Below are 17,425 nucleotides of genomic sequence, written 5' to 3'. Positions count from 1 at the left end.
TCAGTTCTTTTCCCATTTTAAATACCGGCGCCTTAGTAGCAAAAATTTGTATTTCTTTATAGTTTATCTAATCAGCAAACAACTTGTAGGAATCATTATCTAACGTTTTATTCTTCTCTACCGATTTAACTTCTCGACGGCTTCCGCACTTGTATCTACACGTTTAACGAAAAAAACTAATAGTAGTGCAACAACATTCATGCCAAGCGCTACGTAGAATGAATATTGAATTCCGGATAATAAAGCCTTCTGAGTTACTATTGCCTTCGTAGTTTCTGTGAAGGTTGTTGGATCTATATGAGACATTAAACTTTCAGCTTTTGTTTTTGTTACAGAATTCATAATCGTAACAAGAATAGCAGTACCAATCGAACCGGACACTTGTTGAGCCGTATTATTAACAGCTGTACCGTGCGGATTTAAGCGAGTTGGCAATTGATTAAGACCATTTGTCATAAGTGGCATCATAACCATCGCCATCCCAAACATCCGCAGTGTGTAGATAAGAATAATATGTGTGTGACTAGAGTCAATTTGCAGACTTGCCAACATATAAGTTGAAACAGCTGTAATGGAAAGCCCCACTATGCCAAGAATCCGAGGACCATATTTATCAAATAGTTTACCTGTAATTGGTGACATAATCCCCATTATAACCGCACCTGGAAGCATCATCAGCCCAGAGCTCAGCGGCGAAATACCACGGACGTTTTGTACATAAGCTGGTGTTAAAATCATACCCGAAAACATGGCCACCGCGTTAACAATTGCAATTACAGACGCAAGTGCAAACATTGGGTACTTGTAAACACGTAAATCCAATAACGGCTCATCCATTTTTAATTGACGGATAATGAAAGCAATTAAGGCAATAGCGCCTATGATTAAGGCTGTTAAGACAACTTTATTCGTCCAGCCATCGGAGCTTGCAGAACTGAATCCATATAACAGACCGCCAAAACCGACAGAAGATAATAGTAATGAGAGATAATCAAGTTTTGCATTTTTGTTTTGTTTCATGACATTCTCAGATTTCCAAATCCCTAACAGTAAGCTAATGATTGCTAACGGTAAAATCATTTCAAAAAGCAAACGCCAGTCATAATACTCTACAATATAACCTGATAGTGTCGGCCCAATTGCTGGAGCTGTAATCATAACTAGTCCAAAAATCCCCATTGCTGTTCCCCTTTTTTCTCTCGGAAAGCTTACTAGCATAATATTCATTAACAAAGGTCCCATCACTGAAGAGCCTGCCGCTTGAACCATCCGACCAGTAAGTAATAAACCAAAATTCGGTGCTACAGCCGCTAAGGCAGTACCAAGAATAAAAATCACCATAGATGTAATAAATAGGCTCCTATTTGAAAAACGCGTTATTAAAAATGCTGAGGCCGGAATTAATATACCACTTACAAGCATATACCCTGTAGAAAGCCACTGGATCGTTGAATAATCTTGAATGTTTAAATCTTTCATTATTGATGGCAAGGCTACATTTAAAAGGGAGTTATTTAGAAATGAAACAAATGCCCCAATAAAAAGGATTACAAGCATTAAATATGGTGGTTTTCTTTTATGTAATGTTTCACTCATATATTTAATTGCCCCTTCATTATAAATTTCATTGATTCGTTTAAATCGTTTACATATTTGCACAAGAAAACATTACCCTTGCAGTATTTTGCCAAACTCTTCGAATGGATATTCTCTTTTTAGCAATTCCACTTGCTCAACATACCATTTTAAAATCTTTTTGTTGATGAAACCTTTATAAAAACGTTTGTTAACGGAATTTAAATTAGGCTGAAATACAAAAAGAAGCAACTGAAAATACCCTTCTAAAATAAATTGAAACTTTAAATCAATGGGAATTTTACAGGCAGTGAGAAAAATCAACAAGACCACGCACCCATTCCTTTAAATACAGGCTTGTAGATCTAGTTATGTAACCATCCAAAAAAAGGAATATTACATAGGCTAAGTCTAACATTACATTTTTAAAGTGAGGGGAATTAGCGTATGCACCAATATTGGTATTTGAAGTCACAGGGAAACGGGGAACAATATAATAATAAAATTTCATTATATTCACAGCCCGAAATAACTAAATTTGAGGTAATGAATGATTTGAAGCTTCCTGAGAATTGGAGTTACCGAGTTTATCCAGTTAGTTGGGATTCATCAACCAATTATACGGGGTTCAATCCCCAACCTCCTCCCTTCTCTTTGGGGCAGCAGCCAATTAATTATGCAGGGATAATACCACAAGGTCACCCTGCTAATTGGACTCCATTACCAGGGCATGCAGGTTTTAATTTTCAAAAACCTCCCTTCCCCTGGGCGCAACCATTCAATCATACAGGGATGTTCGCACAAGGTCATCTTGCAGCTTTACTATCGCCGCCAGCCAAGCCTTTTCATTTCAATACCAATAACTCGGGTGTTTTTGGAAACCCTCCAGGATGGGGTGGTCCGTGGGCCCCAATGGGATGGGGAAATAACGGAGGTAACGGTCAGCTAGGACTGCTTGGAAACTTACTTACAGCAGGAAAAGGCACCATGAGTGGAATAGGAATGATCAGTAGTTTAATCGGGATGGGGAAGTTCTTCTTTTAGTTAATTAGAACAGGAGAATGTGGCTGTAGCTTTAATCAGCCACATTTAAGGACAGTAATCTCCCACCTAACTTCCTAGCATAGCATTCGCGGAAATTTTAGGTGGATATGTATTGTTACAAGTTACTGTTTTACTTTGAGTACTCCTTTACTTTCTTATCAAGTGCCTTACTATAAGCATCTTTGTTTTCCTGTGATAACTCATAAACTGCTTTTTTCCAATGCTCTCCGTCTACACCTGATAAAAATTCAGTACCTTTCATTGCAGCTTCTTGAATCTTCTGTTTATCTTCTTTACCAGCATCCTTAATTAACTTCGTTGCTTTTCTTGCCTCTGTTACCCCTTCTTGTATGGATTTGTGAATGTCTTTGTATGTATCAGGTACTTTTATGTGTTCCATATTATCTAAAATTTTATCTATCTCGTTTGATGTTTTTAAAACAGCTTTTGCTTTTTCTTTATCCTTTAAGGATTCCCCTAAGTTTAGTAATAGTTCATCCTTCTTAAATTGGAACCCTACCACTTGCTCACATATGTAGTACGGATACTGTTGTTCGGAAAGTATTGTTATTGCTTTACTAGTTTGCTCAGTCTTATGAGTAGAATCTTTATCTCCTACCTCGCATCCGACTAACAGCATAAATGGAACTGCTAACGTTACTAGTTTCTTTGCTCTCATTATGTATTCTCCTTGTGGAAAGTATTGTAAGTAATTAACATATCAAACTATAACATACATTACATTATGGTTCACTTCCATTACGCTTTTAAAATGTAAAATAAGAATACACCTCATAAGCCACAAATAAGATTAATAGAATAGAAATGCCGAGTACCGTATATATAATCCATTTTAAATTTGAATTCATATCATCCTCCTACCTCTCAATAATTCCAGTATATAACAAAAAAGCATTGGATACCCAATGCTTTTTACACTTACGCAAATAAAGAAGTATTCGCATATAAAGCTGGTGAACCACCTGAATGTACGAATAAAATATTGTCTTCCTTATTAAAATTACCTTTTCTAATTAAGTCGATTAATCCCGCTACTGCCTTACCTGTATACACTGGATCAAGTAAAATACCTTCTGTTTTCGCAAGTAACTGAACTGCCTCTACCATTTCCGGCGTTGGTAACGCATAGCCTGGTCCTACATATTCATCAAAGCACGTAACAGCGTCGCGCGAGATAAAGTTTGGAATACCAACATGTGCTGAAGTTTCATCTACAAGTTTTGCTACTTTCTCTTCTTGCTCAGCTTTTCCTCTACTTACATTAATCCCGATTACAGGAATATGGCTTTGTGTTCCAGAAAAACCAGTAATTAAACCAGCATGCATACCGCCGCTACCACTTACACAAACAACTGAACTGAAATCAATTCCTTGCTCAAATGATTGCGCCATAATTTCTTGCGCACAAGCAACGTATCCCATAGCGCCTGTAGGGTTTGATCCACCAACTGGAATTACATATGGTGTACCACCTTTTTCACTTACTTCTTTTGCTACTTTATTCATCTCTTCCATCAGGTCTGCTCCGTTCGGTACAACAATTACATTTTCAGCACCTAATAAGTGATATAAGAAATAGTTTCCGTTAAAGTCTCTCTTCTCTTCTGGCTCAAGCCCTTCCTCTAATACAAGAATACATTTCATTTTTTCTTTTACCGCAGCAGCAAGTGTCAGGCGGCAATGATTTGACTGAATACCACCAGCTGTAATTAACGTATCTGCCCCCTTTTCCTGTGCATCTGCAACTAAAAATTCTAACTTTCTCGTCTTATTGCCACCGGCTGTTAAACCAAGTAAATCATCTCGTTTAAAATAAATAGTCGGACCACCAAGTGCTTCAGAAAAATTGTTTACCTTTTCAATTGGTGTATATGATTCTGTATATTTTTTTCTCGGGAATTTAGCTAAATTCATTGTAACGCTCCTTTTGTACTTCTTTCACAATATATGTAACGTTACTATTATTACACGTAAAAATGGTGAAGTCATCTTTCTCGGTTAAAAATGTATTAGAATTTCATTTTGATAAGTAAAACCGTATTAATGATTTTAACTCAATTACGGTACATGAAATTTATATCAACGATTTTTTAAATATATCGTTCATTACTTACAATATATCAACGATTTTTCAAATATATCGATCGTAACTTGCAGTATATCAACGATTTTCTTAATATATCGATCTATCGACAAAAAACGACAGACAGGCAACCCCTTTCTCATCAACAAAAAAAGAGCCCACACATTCAAATGCAGACTCCCTCCAATCACTTATTTACCGAAAAACGAAGTAACTGCGTTAATCCCGGCTCTAAATTCATTTCACCTTTATGGCGTACGTATACAGTTTTATCTCCATCAAATTTCGGAGGATTTGCTTGACTATACGTATGCCACTCATTCGTTCCTTCTATAGAATACTCCATATATTCATTTGCACCGACAATTATATTTTTACGATCATCTGCCATTACATTTGGTGCCATCTGCGCAATTTTTGAATCACTAATTAATAACTTCTTTATATCCTTATCACGTTTGTAATCGTAAGCTGTCACAATTACATCGTTACCATATGCTTTCACTTGTAACCCTTGTTTAAATGAATAGCCATCTGGAGCAGTTTTCTCTCCTCCATTTGGTCCTGCTGACATCCAGCCTGTTTCAATCCCGCCCGTATTTACAACAGTGAAACCTTTTTCATCTCCGCCTTTAATTTTCTTTTTACCAGCCCAGTCAGGTAAGTTTAAATCCCAATGTGTATGACTCGTGAAGAAAACAACTTGCGGATAGTCTTTTAATATATCGTACAATTTATCCACGTTTAAATAATCTTGTAAATATGGTGATTGTCTTGATCCAGATACTGTATCAGGTAAAACGTGATGAGAGAAAATGAAAATTGGTTTATTTTTATCTTTTTGGCTGTACTCTTCTAAATTTTGTTTTAACCAACCTAATTGCTCATCACTCATATATACTTCGTCCCACATTTTTGAATCGTGGTATTTCATATATTTTTCCGTTCCTAAAAATAGAAACGGATAACCGTCTAATTCTTTTTTATGATATACCTTTTCTTGTCCACTAAATTGTAAGTAGCGACCAAATAGCGTTTCTTCCGTTACACCATTTGGCCATGTACTTTGAGAAAGTTTCCCATCCGCTGTCCATTTACCAGCATAAAACTCATGATTCCCAACAGTAGACCATACATTTTCTGGATGCTTATTTTTATTTAACACACGCTTTACATCATCATATTGTGACTGTTGTCCAGTCGGCGTTATATCCCCATTCATAATAAGTGCTCTAGAAAGTGGCGTCACTTTGTTCATATCTTTTAGCACATGATCAAAATCCCCTAAATCACCTTGAATATCACTAATAACATTAAAAGTTGTAGCTGATTTTCGGGCTTGCTCTTTCCCTTCCGCATGTGCTGAAAACGTCGGTAATAATGCCGCCATAACTGCTAACGAAGCAACTGTCTTTTTCATACAAATTCTCCCCCTAATAATAGAATGTACAAACTGACATGTTCTGCTTTCTCTTAGGTGCTTGTCCAATTCACATTATAGGGGGAGATTGTAAAGATAGATGGAGTTAAAAGTTAAGTGTTTTTTAAGAGATTTTGTCGTTTTTTGCACTCCACAATTCGCGATTCACGCCAATCTAGCTTTCTAGTCTTTTACATTACATAAATGTAAATGAATATAATGAATCTCTTAGTTTAATATGTTGTCTTTTTAATCTCTGTTATATAACCGCCACAAAATATGCTATCTTTTCAAGTTCTCTTTCTTTAATAAACGTTACTCCTCTTTTAATTCGCCTTAAAATTGTAAAGTGGCTTAATAATATGTTTAATATCAATTGTTTCTTTTGTATTCTCAATAATTTCTTCCATTGGCTTATATACCATTGGCGCTTCATCTAAAGTACTTTCTGCAACAGATGTAGTCCAAACCTCTGTCATTGTATTTTGAAAATCCTCTAAGTTAAGTACTTCTTTCGCCTTCTTACGGCTCATAATACGTCCTGCTCCATGAGGGCCAGAAAAGTTCCAATCTGGATTTCCTTTACCAAATGCAATGATAGAACCGTCTCTCATATTAATTGGAATGATTACTCGTTCATCTTTCTGAGCTGAAATAGCACCTTTTCTTAGAATCATATTGTCCATATCGATGTAGTTATGGATTGTAGTGAATTGATCTGTTACTTTCCAATCCATTTTAGTGACGATTTCATCAATCATTGCTTTACGATTTAACTCCGCATATTTTTGAGCAATTTTCATATCATTCATGTAATCTTTAAATCCTTGTCCTTCTAAATAAGCTAATTCTTTGCGAATCACCGGTTTCTTAATTCCACGTAAAGCTTCATGTATTTCTTGTTGTCTACCTTCTTTCGTTAAACGTTCAATAATTTCTTCTTTAATAGATTTAACGTTTATAAGTTGCTCGTAAGCAAAGTTTTGATAATACTCTGCTACCTGTTTCCCTAAATTACGCGAACCACTATGAATGACAATGTATACATTTCCTTTATCATCCTCATTCAGTTCGACAAAATGATTGCCCCCTCCAAGCGTACCAATACTTTTTTGAGCACGTTGCAATGTAAACGGGGCTCTTACACTATCAAAATCAATCATTTCTGAAAATCTATGTTCCTTATCTCGAATACGAAAACCACTTGGGACAAATTTGCGTATCGTTTCGTCTAAGTGATCGAAGTTGATTTCCTCTTTTTTCTTATTAATCATAACAACTTCCATGCCACAACCAATATCGTACTTACCTCTCAGTTTCCTGAAAGAGTGGACTATACCTTCTCTACAGTCATCGAGATATGCAGTCTCTACTGTAGGCTCACCGTATTAATTATTCCTCTTCAATTCAAAATGGATGAGGAATAATTCTGTACCTTAGTCTGCTAACATCGTACAAGTCTCTGAACCATTCGATTATGTCACCATAACCACTGGCTGCTGATTGCCCTCGCCTTTTATCGTTAGGGTTTCCAGTCAATTGAGTGAGTAGTTTAAAGTCTGAGCCGCTTAGTTAACCCCGACTAAATTAGGAACAATCTTATCTTGAATTGTCATTGTTGTCCCAATCGTACAACCTGCGCCCGCATGTGTATCTGGCATAATACGGATCTTGCTATCCTTTACGAATTGTTGGTTACAAAGATCAATAATTTGACCTGCTGCAGTTTTTTCTACATTCGTAGTAAACACTTTTGCTTCATTGTATTTCCCTTGTAATTTCAACATCTTCTATTTCCCCTTTCCTTTAGTTTCTACAAAAAATCAATTCATACATATTATATAAATATATTTCCCACCACTACATCTCATTTCCTTTTTTATAAAGAAAGACACAGAGATTCCTCTCCATGCCTGTTAATTTCCTACCTCTTCACCGCATGCACATAATATACCGTCTCGAAAGCTTTCAAATAATCATTTCTTCCGGCAAAATATAATGTATTTATATCCTCTGGTGATAAGTGCTCATAAATGAGTAAACCTGAATTCTCTAACAGTGCTTCCATTTCGCGATAAGAATAACATGATTTCATCGGTTCTCCGCCTATTGCAGCCATTTTCACCATATTTTCAACTCGATTGGACAGTCCTTTTTTCGTAAATAAGTTTTCATCGGGATAATCGAAAACGATAGAACTCCCTACTGGAACTATCTCAAACAAGCACTCTATTAAACTAGCAAGTTCCTCTTTCGTTAAATAGTACGTAACACCTAAAAGGCTAAAGAAAGTCTTTTTATTTTCAAATCCTTCATTCCGTAACTGTTCATAGGAAAATCCTTTCGTGAAATCCATTGAAACAAAATGAAGATTGTTTGGAATTTCAAGTTCTGCTTCTTTTATTCTTTCCTTCTTAAACTGCTGCGTAGAAGGATGATCCACTTCAAATACTTCTATTTTATTTTCTAATTCTCGGTGTCTAAAACTGAATGTATCTAATCCCGCACCGAGTATAACGTATTGTTTCGCTCCCAGCGTAATCTCGTGTAGTAATACTCTTTCACAATATGCCGCACGTGCTAAAGGTGTTGGTGATAATTGCACTTGTGTAATCCATTTTAATATTTCTTGTGGATTATCTTGAAACTGCTGTGCAATGTCTGTATTGAAGAAATGTATTCCTTGAACCATATTCGTTTCAATATTAATTCGTTCTTTTGGCGAAATGAACTCTTTAGCTACATAATCATCAAAGATTTTCGGATTATCAAATTCACTATGATATGCCCTGCTGAAAGCTGATACTAACGACGTTACACTTGCTTCACCTTTTTTCACGCGCATACACTCCTTCATTTTCACAACAAAAATAGGGTTCCCCTGGCCAGGAGAACCCTATTATACACTTTATTTTTATATCGGTAAATTATAGCATAAATAAGTTTTTTTGTCAAGTTTCCAGCCTACTACGCTCCAACAATTTTTGTAATCTCTAGCAGGAAGACTTCGATCTACACCGAATATTCCAGTTTATAACAACACAAATGGAGGGCGTCATGAAAAGATTAGTTATCATTACAGTTGGAAAAACTACATTTGCTAAAGAGTACTCCCCTACCCCAAATAAGAGATTATAAAAATTACATAATCATAGATTATTATGCAAATCCTTCCTCTAAGCGCCTAACATAGTATATAATAATAAGATAATCTACTTCTATATGCTCAATTTTACACAAAACAGCTCATGCATATGAAAGAAAAGAGGTACAAAAATATGAAAACAAAACAAACAATTGCTGCGTCTACACTAGCTTTAGCAATGATTGCTGGCGCGAACCCTGCTCATGCGGAAGTAAATGATGCTACTCCTCAGCAAAGTACGGGAGATCGATTAGCTGAAATTAAGCAACATAAACAAGAGTTAGATGCGAAATTGCAGCAACACAAAGAAAACGTGGATCAAACATTGAATGAACTTAACAAGGTTAAGGAAAATGTTGATACGAAGGTGAATGAACTACATGAACGTAAACAAGTTGCTGATGAAAAAATTAACGAGATTAAACAACATAAACAAGAGTTAGATGCAAAACTTCAGCAAGACAAACAAATCGCCGAAGATAAAATCGCTGAAATTAAAGAGCATAAAAAACAAGTGGAAGATAAAGTTGCTGAAGTAAAAGAGCATAAGCAAAATATCGATAACAAAGTGAATGAGATTAAAGAACATAAACAAACTGTCGATGAAAAAGTGAATGAAATGAAGCAACATAAAGAGAACATTGATCAAAAGGTTAATGAACTTAAGGAAGTTAAAAAACAAGTAGATGAAAAATTAGCTGAGTTAAAAAAAGCGAAACAAACTGCTGAGGACAAACTCGCTGAACTAAAAGAAAACAAGCCGAATACTGGTAATACGTTAGAGGAACTTAAGAAAATTAAAGGCAATTTAGACAGTCTTTCCGCTAACTTAGAACTAGCTAAACAAGATGTAAAAAACAAACTAGCTGAATTACAAAAGGCTAGAGAAGATTTACTAAATAAAATTAACGAAATTAAACAATCGAAACAAACTGTTTCAGACGATTTAACAAAGAAAAAACAAGACTTAGATATTAAAATCAACGACTTTAAGCATACTGAGAAAAAAATTGACGACAAATTAGCTGAGTTACATACAACGAAACAAAATGTTGATAACAAGATTAATGAAGTGTCACAGTCTAAACAAACGCAAGCAGATAATAGTACTAAAAACAATAACGCTAAAGAACTTCCTAACGCTGGTAGCGAGCAATCAAACAATATGGCTCTAGGAATGCTATCTGTATTAGGCGGGATTTTATTAATAACACGCAATAAAATTAAAACGTTATTCTCAAAATAAAGCCATTATACTTATTAAAAACAATGATACAAAGGCCAACCGCATGTACGGTTGGCCTTTTTTCTTTATATTAACTGTCCATCTCGAAGCGTCAATATGCGATCACATACATCAAGCATTCTTTCATCATGTGTAATCATAATCGCTGCTTTTTGGCTCTCTTTTACTTCACGTTTCATCATTTCTACAACTTCACGTGCGCGTTTTGAGTCTAAGCTTGCCGTTGGCTCATCCGCTAATATTAAATCCGGATTGTTCATGAACGCACGAGCAATTGCTACCCTTTGTTTTTCCCCACCAGATAGTTGATTTGGATAATGATTTTTTCTTTCTCCTAATCCAAATGCCGCTAATAAATGATCCGCACGCTTTTCTGATTCTTGTTTACTTTCTTTTTTTAGCTTTGCAATATAAAGCAATTGTTCTTTCACATTTAAATATGGAACAAGATTTGCAAACTGGAAAATGAAGCCGATTTTTTTCAAACGAATGTCTGTCATTTCCTTTTCTGATAGCTTCGTAATATTTTGCTCACGAATGTAAATATCCCCTTTTGACGGTGATAATAGTGCACCCGCGATTGATAATAATGTACTTTTCCCTGATCCAGAAGGACCGACGATTCCGATAAACTCTCCAGCTTTCACATCAAGCGACATCGGATGAAGGGCTGTTACTTCCGTATTCCCTTCTCCGTACACTTTACTTACTTTGTCTAATTTCAATAATGAAGTCATTACATCCCGCCTCCAATTGCTTCTAATGCATCAACTTTTAATACTTGGTATAACGAAATAAGTGTTCCTAAAATACTAATTGCGATAAAGATTGCTGCGTATTGTGCAATCATCGGTGTTGTTAATAAGAACGGCATACCCGCTGGTAAAATTTGTTCTAACCCTTGTACAAGAACGATACTAATTACCATCGCAACGACTGATAAGAATAACGCCTGTACGACTAAACTATTTGCTAAATATGAGTTCTTTGTACCAATTGCTTTTAATACACCTAATTGCTGTGTTTTTTGTAATGTAATAACATAGAAGAATACACCAATTAATAACGCAGCGATCACAAGTAAGAACGCAATGATCATCGTTAATGTTCCTTGCTCTTCTTTAAATCCTGGAATACTTTGCAGTACTTCTTTTTTATCAATAACGTGAGCATTTTTAATTTCTTTATCTGTGTTAAGTGCAATTGCACTATAATCTTTTTGGTTTGGTTGTGAAATAGATCCCCATACGTCTTCATTTACATAAACGACTGGTGTATGGCTAAACATTTGATCTTTCGTAAATCCGACGATTGTAAATTCTTTCTTTGAAACAGGATCGATAATTGTATCTCCAATATCGATTCCCTTCTCTTTAATCGATTCATCAGCAACCATCTCGTTGTTTGCTGTACCTAATTTCTCCCCTTTTACAATGTTCGGTTCTAAAAATGAATCTCGTTCGCTTGAGAAAATAGCGATATCAACCTTTTTCGAGCTATCTTTCTTTTCATATGTTGAAACTTTCACACGAAACGGAACTGCCTCTTTCTCGCCTACTTGACTTACTACGTTATCTACATCGTCTTTCTTAATTTGTGAACGAAGTAATTTATTTTCCGCATCATCTGCTAAAACGAACTTATTTGCCTCCATATTTTGAATCGATGAAGCATTATCATATGATAATCCATTTGCTAATCCTGAAATAACAAGGACTAAAAATGATAATAACACCATAATCAATCCGATTAATCCGTATCTTAATTTTGATTGTTTTAATTCACGCAGAGCTAAAAACATTTCGCTCGCTCCTTCCTCTTTCTTTCTATGCACTTATCATAAAAAAGAAATATGAACGGAATATGAACAGAAGATTACAGAGATTAAGATTAAATTTTCAGAAAGTATTGAAAATATTTGAGATCCTTGATACAATTCAGTCAAATAATATTGACCGAGTAATTTAATTTAAGGAGTTGATCATTTTGAAGCCCGTATTAACACTAACTACTTATAGCCAACTAAAAGCATTAAGCGATCCACTACGTGCCGAAATGATGATACGTCTATGCGAACGTCCTTATACTGGACAATTACTATCTGAGAAATTCGGCATTTCAAGGGCGAAAATTCATTATCATTTAAAAGAATTAGAAAAGAATGGTCTTATAGAGATCGTTTATACAGAAGAAAAGAATGGGATTATTCAAAAGTTTTATCAATCTGTCGCGAAAGGCTTCACCCCTGCTGCAGATCTATTACCTCATTTAGAAATATTAAGTAAATCAGGTCGCCAAATCTTTTTACAAATGATAGAAAGAACGAAAAGCCAAATTCTCGCTGCACCAGAAGAAGCTTTTACATTACGAAAAGAAAGCGAAGATCCTGCTGATTGGAATTACGTTTCATCTTGCTGGGAGTTTGATGCTACGCCAGAACAATTTCAAGTGTGGGTAAAAAAGTTTTATGAATTAATGGCTGAATTAAACGAAATCACAAAAGGTGCAGATAAAGATCCGAATAGTAAACCTTATTATATTTCTACTACTGCACTTCAAATCGCTGAGAGAACAATGCAGCAATTTATTAAAAAAGAAGAAAAATCGTAATACGATTTTTTTTACATAAACGGTCAAATTTATTTTACCGAATAAATTTATTATAAAGGAGTAGATAAAGTGGACATATTAAAAAACCGGAATTTCCTCTTATTATTTTTAGGGAGAATTTTTACAAACATAGGAGATAGTTTGTATTATGTAGCCGCGATGTGGCTCGTATACAAATTAAGTGGTAATCCTTTTTATTCTGGATTAGCTGGTTTTCTTACATTATTACCTTCTGCACTTCAATTTCTTACTGGTCCATTCGTTGATAGATGGTCCATTAAACACACCCTCGTCATCACACAAGTTTTGCAATGCATTCTTATTTTAATCATTCCTATTACACACTACTTCGACCTATTAACAGTCCACCTACTACTCATCATCATGCCAATCGTAGCCTTTATTGAACAATTCGCCTATCCCGCACAATCAAAAGCTTTACCACTTCTACTGCATAAAACACAATTATTAAAAGGAAATTCACTCTTTTCATTTGCGTATCAAGGCATTGACTTAATTTGTACGACGCTTTCTGGAATATTAGTAGCACTATTTGGCGCGATCACTTTATATGTAATTGACTCTTTCACATTCGCGATTACTGCCCTTTTGTTCTTTTCATTGAAAATACCAAAGCAAACCGAAACAGGTACAACACTTTCAACTAAACAATATTTCTCTGATTTAAAAGAAGGTTTTTCAATCGTCTTCCGTTCCTTAATGGGCGTATTCTTAATCGGTTCCGTTGTCGCTAATTTTTCAATTGGTATGACGATGGCCATACTCCCTTCTTTCGCTGATTCTTTAGGGGGCGTGAAATCATATGGCTTCTTCTTAGCTGCTATATCAGCAGGTAATCTCATCGGTGCATTATTCAGTTCATGGGTTGGTAAACGTAATGTTGGCCGTGTCTCTATTATTGGCTTTGCGACTGGCGCTACCTTTTGGTTTCTCTCTACAATCGTACCGTTTCAATGGCTATCTATTCTCTTATTCGGCCTAGCTTGGATTCCAATTGGTGCAACCAACATATTATTTGCGACAATTAGCCAAATTGTAATTCCAAATCAATATATTGGCCGCATCAATTCAGTCATGCGAAGTATGAGCACAATTGCTATGCCGATCGGTTCTTTAATTGGCGGATACACTGCAAATGTATTTAGTAGCCAACTCATTTTCGCGCTCGCTAGCATCGGTATTTTATTTATTTCTCTCGTATGGCTACTTCATCCGAAATTACGAGCATTGCCAAAAGCTGATGAGATTACAGCGGATACTTTTGGAGTGCAGTTTAGGGAGGAGCGCGGGAAAGGTGCTGCTTTATAGCCAGCAAACATAACCCCGTTCTAAATTTGGGACGGGGTTAAAAATATAATAATAAAGTCGTTTGAATATCTAAATTTTATTCAACAAAAGCACCAACCTAAAACGGCAGTTAACGCTTTGATGGCCATGCCCCCTGCATTTTCCTTAATTGAATAATTTGGCCTGTATGATAAGCATCATGAAGCATGATGTCCAGTAATTTACCTTCAAGTGAATTTTGTTCAAGCTCTCTTTCAGAAATTGCACTTAATACCTGTCTTAAATTACGCTGAGCATTTTCAGAGCGTTCAACGACTTCCTTCCATTCCGTATCATTATTAGATTGCTTAGTCAGATAAAAGGTGTCATTACCGTCAAGATGATGTGTCCATTCACGTCCTTCCAAGTTTGCAGCAAGTCTTTCTTTGTAATAAGTGAGATGATTAACATTCTCCCAAATGGTATTCGTTGTCTCTCCAGCTGGTTTCCACATAGCCTGTTCAGCTGTAAGTCCTTCTATAGCATGTTTAAACGGTGCATACCAACTCTCTTTATCGAATGTTGAATCTAGTTTATTTAATAACAAGTCAATTCGTTTCAAAGTAATTTCCTCCCTACACAGTTCAAGTTTTAATACACTTCCTCTAACTCTGTAGAGATTCTACATTTTTAAATAAACTTCCTCCTAATCCCACTCCATAAACTCATCCGATTATGCAATTAAAATGACTCATATTTTTTCATTTTACACGTATACTAGCGACAAAAAAAGAAGAGGCTGTTCCCAAACAGCCTCTTTCATCTATTTAGGAAGTTCAACCCGAACAGTCGTCCCTTCCCCTTTCTTGCTATATACCGAAACGGTCCCTTTATGCAGTTCAACAATCTTCTGCACGATTGATAACCCTAAACCGCTACCTTCTACGTTTCTTGCTCTCGCTGTATCCACCTTATAAAAACGATCAAAAATACGATCCATTTCTTCTTTTTCCATACCGATTCCGTTGTCTGATATAGAAATTATAACGCTAGACTCTAACTCTTCCACGAAAAACTCAATCGTTCCACCATTGTTTGAAAACTTAATGCTATTCGTGAAAATGTTACTCCATACTTGATGAAGTAAGTTTTCATCACCTTGAATTGTAATGTCCGGCACATCAAATTCAACGGCGATATCTTTTTCCCGCCATTTCCATTCAAGCATAAAAATGACGTCTTTAATTTGTTTTTGTAAGGAAAAGTCTTTTATTTGTAAAACCTTTTCCTCCTTATCTAATGAAGCGAGCGTAAGCAACTGTTTACATAAACTAGACATTCGCTTACTTTCACCTTCAATAATTTGTAAGTAATGATTTCTTTCTTCCTCACTCATCTTTTCTGTTTGCAACGTTTTTGAAAAACCTTGTATGGAAGAAAGTGGTGATTGAAATTCATGTGAAACGTTCGAAACGAATTCTTGTCTCATTTCATCTAGTTCTTTAATACTTTTCGTCATCTTTTGGAAGCTTGTAGATAACGTTCCTATTTCATCTTTTCGTTTTACGTCTAATTCAATTTTATATTCCCCACTTGCAATTTTTTGCGTAGCCTTCGTAAATTTACGGATTGGGCGAACGATATAACCTGCTGCAATCGCTATAAAGATAATGCTTAATAGTACGATAAACCCAAGTAATACCGCTAAGAAAATTCGCATTTCGCCAAATTGGTTCTGAATGTCGGGGCGAATAAATAACGCGTACTGTTTATCACCGTGCTTTACCGGTACACCAACACTATTTATTAATTCATTATCGAAAAATCCTGTAATAAAAAGACGCGTTGGATACGTAGAAACACCATTAAACGTTTCTCCTTGCAATACTTTATGAACAGTAGCATCGCTAATAGACGTCTTACGAAACGCATTACCGATACGCTTTCCATTCTTTTGATCATCGACAATATAAATTTCATACCCTAACTTTGCAATAGAATGCAAATACGTCTCTTGATTTTCTTCACTTTGCTTTTCATATAACGATTTAACTTCTTCCGCATACTTTAAAATCTTTTCACTATTATACGGTTTTAACTTCACTTGATAATATACGTTCGTTAATAAAAAGCCGATAATACTACTAAGTAGCATAATGCCGACCGTCATAAATACAAATCTAGAATATAGTGATTTCATCTTATTTCAACTCCAACTTATACCCGAGGCCGCGCACCGTTGTAATTTGAAAATCATCCGTTCGTTTTGAGAAACGATCTCGGAGCCTTTTCACATGAACATCAACTGTTCGTTCATCTCCTTCAAAATCCATTCCCCATACTAATTCAATTAGCTCTTCTCTTGAAAATGTTCTCCCAGGATAACTAGCTAATTGTGATAATAATTCAAATTCCTTTAACGGAAGTAGAATCGTCTGTCCGTTACACTTTACTTCAACACCTTTACGATCAATTGTCGTTCCATGGAGTGTAATTATGTCAGCGCTCAGCATTTGATAACGGCGTAATAAAGCTTTCATACGGAAAATCACTTCAGCTGGTTCAAATGGTTTTACGATATAATCGTCTGTACCAGAAATGAATCCTTTTTCTTTATCCACTAACTGATCTTTCGCAGTTAATAAAATAACAGGAATATCATGATACTTCCGAATTTCTTCACATAACGTATAACCATCAACAAAAGGCATCATAATGTCTACAATCGCAAGATGAATATTTTCCTTCTCTAATACGTCTTGCGCTACCTTTCCATCTTCCGCCTCAAAAACTTTAAACCCCTCTTTTTGTAAATGATAATGCAATAACTCTCTTATATGTTTATCGTCATCAGCTAATAAAATATGTATCATCTTCATTAAACCCTCTCTCGTTCATCCTTCTACATCACTACATTAAGAAACAATTGGATTTTTTGCAAGAAAAAGAAAAAGAATCTATTTTGAAAAAAGACTATTCAAAATAGATTCTCAC

17 protein-coding genes are annotated in these 17,425 nt (G+C 35.6%); 4 read left to right on the top strand and 13 right to left on the bottom strand.

Annotated features, from left to right (window positions below):
- Positions 1 to 117: 117 nt before the first annotated feature.
- Positions 118 to 1,596 carry a DHA2 family efflux MFS transporter permease subunit gene (locus BLT20_RS21305; protein ID WP_000005110.1) on the bottom strand — a complete coding sequence of 493 codons (1,479 nt, stop codon included), beginning with the start codon at positions 1,594 to 1,596 and terminating at the stop codon, positions 118 to 120.
- 72 nt (positions 1,597 to 1,668) lie between these two features.
- On the bottom strand, positions 1,669 to 1,908 hold the full coding sequence (locus BLT20_RS21300) for a hypothetical protein (RefSeq protein ID WP_000243463.1): 240 nt from the start codon (positions 1,906 to 1,908) through the stop codon (positions 1,669 to 1,671).
- Between the two features lie 114 nt (positions 1,909 to 2,022).
- Between BLT20_RS21300 and BLT20_RS21295 the strand changes: the two genes are divergently transcribed.
- Entirely contained in the window at positions 2,023 to 2,619 is a 597-nt protein-coding gene (locus BLT20_RS21295) for a hypothetical protein (protein ID WP_000554418.1), read from the top strand.
- A gap of 130 nt (positions 2,620 to 2,749) precedes the next feature.
- Here BLT20_RS21295 and BLT20_RS21290 read toward each other — a convergent pair whose 3' ends face one another.
- The 6 genes from BLT20_RS21290 to BLT20_RS21260 all read right to left on the bottom strand — a co-directional run bounded on the left by BLT20_RS21290 (position 2,750) and on the right by BLT20_RS21260 (position 8,988).
- Positions 2,750 to 3,298, bottom strand: coding sequence for a hypothetical protein (locus BLT20_RS21290; RefSeq protein WP_001201798.1), 549 nt, complete (start codon positions 3,296 to 3,298; stop codon positions 2,750 to 2,752).
- Between the two features lie 260 nt (positions 3,299 to 3,558).
- A complete protein-coding gene (locus tag BLT20_RS21280; protein WP_001046632.1) occupies positions 3,559 to 4,554 on the bottom strand; it encodes a D-cysteate sulfo-lyase in 996 nt (331 codons plus the stop codon).
- 356 nt (positions 4,555 to 4,910) lie between these two features.
- Positions 4,911 to 6,143 (bottom strand): DUF4073 domain-containing protein, encoded by a 1,233-nt coding sequence (locus tag BLT20_RS21275; protein WP_000754265.1) that lies wholly within the window; start codon positions 6,141 to 6,143, stop codon positions 4,911 to 4,913.
- Between the two features lie 326 nt (positions 6,144 to 6,469).
- A complete protein-coding gene (locus tag BLT20_RS21270; RefSeq protein ID WP_000454383.1) occupies positions 6,470 to 7,429 on the bottom strand; it encodes an RtcB family protein in 960 nt (319 codons plus the stop codon).
- Between the two features lie 282 nt (positions 7,430 to 7,711).
- On the bottom strand, positions 7,712 to 7,930 hold the full coding sequence (locus BLT20_RS21265; RefSeq protein ID WP_000916241.1) for an RtcB family protein: 219 nt from the start codon (positions 7,928 to 7,930) through the stop codon (positions 7,712 to 7,714).
- Between the two features lie 137 nt (positions 7,931 to 8,067).
- Positions 8,068 to 8,988 (bottom strand): class I SAM-dependent methyltransferase, encoded by a 921-nt coding sequence (locus tag BLT20_RS21260; RefSeq protein ID WP_002026074.1) that lies wholly within the window; start codon positions 8,986 to 8,988, stop codon positions 8,068 to 8,070.
- 433 nt (positions 8,989 to 9,421) lie between these two features.
- Here BLT20_RS21260 and BLT20_RS21255 point away from each other — a divergent pair, with 433 nt between their 5' ends.
- Positions 9,422 to 10,534: an LPXTG cell wall anchor domain-containing protein gene (locus BLT20_RS21255; protein WP_000851000.1), complete on the top strand. Its 1,113-nt coding sequence runs from the start codon at positions 9,422 to 9,424 to the stop codon at positions 10,532 to 10,534.
- A gap of 65 nt (positions 10,535 to 10,599) precedes the next feature.
- Here BLT20_RS21255 and BLT20_RS21250 read toward each other — a convergent pair whose 3' ends face one another.
- Both BLT20_RS21250 and BLT20_RS21245 read right to left on the bottom strand, forming a co-directional pair.
- Entirely contained in the window at positions 10,600 to 11,271 is a 672-nt protein-coding gene (locus BLT20_RS21250) for an ABC transporter ATP-binding protein (protein ID WP_000202606.1), read from the bottom strand.
- On the bottom strand, positions 11,271 to 12,335 hold the full coding sequence (locus BLT20_RS21245) for an ABC transporter permease (protein WP_000477772.1): 1,065 nt from the start codon (positions 12,333 to 12,335) through the stop codon (positions 11,271 to 11,273). Before BLT20_RS21245 ends, BLT20_RS21250 begins: the two co-directional genes overlap by 1 nt.
- Positions 12,336 to 12,520: 185 nt before the next feature.
- Here BLT20_RS21245 and BLT20_RS21240 point away from each other — a divergent pair, with 185 nt between their 5' ends.
- Positions 12,521 to 13,144 carry an ArsR/SmtB family transcription factor gene (locus tag BLT20_RS21240; RefSeq protein ID WP_000805786.1) on the top strand — a complete coding sequence of 208 codons (624 nt, stop codon included), beginning with the start codon at positions 12,521 to 12,523 and terminating at the stop codon, positions 13,142 to 13,144.
- Between the two features lie 69 nt (positions 13,145 to 13,213).
- The gene (locus BLT20_RS21235) at positions 13,214 to 14,473 is read left to right on the top strand and encodes an MFS transporter (RefSeq protein ID WP_000353354.1); all 1,260 of its coding nucleotides are present in this window, start codon (positions 13,214 to 13,216) and stop codon (positions 14,471 to 14,473) included.
- 109 nt (positions 14,474 to 14,582) lie between these two features.
- Here the strand turns inward: BLT20_RS21235 and BLT20_RS21230 are convergent, their stop codons facing one another.
- From BLT20_RS21230 to BLT20_RS21220, 3 genes are all read right to left on the bottom strand, one after another.
- The gene (locus BLT20_RS21230) at positions 14,583 to 15,053 is read right to left on the bottom strand and encodes a DinB family protein (protein WP_000820995.1); all 471 of its coding nucleotides are present in this window, start codon (positions 15,051 to 15,053) and stop codon (positions 14,583 to 14,585) included.
- 201 nt (positions 15,054 to 15,254) lie between these two features.
- The gene (locus BLT20_RS21225) at positions 15,255 to 16,631 is read right to left on the bottom strand and encodes a sensor histidine kinase (RefSeq protein WP_000839521.1); all 1,377 of its coding nucleotides are present in this window, start codon (positions 16,629 to 16,631) and stop codon (positions 15,255 to 15,257) included.
- A 1-nt stretch (position 16,632) separates the two neighbouring features.
- A complete protein-coding gene (locus tag BLT20_RS21220; RefSeq protein ID WP_000781961.1) occupies positions 16,633 to 17,310 on the bottom strand; it encodes a response regulator transcription factor in 678 nt (225 codons plus the stop codon).
- Between the last annotated feature and the right edge of the window lie 115 nt (positions 17,311 to 17,425).

The organism is Bacillus sp. cl96 (assembly GCF_900100505.1).
GTDB lineage: Bacteria > Bacillota > Bacilli > Bacillales > Bacillaceae_G > Bacillus_A > Bacillus_A cereus.
This window is presented reverse-complemented; position numbering and strand designations above follow the sequence as displayed.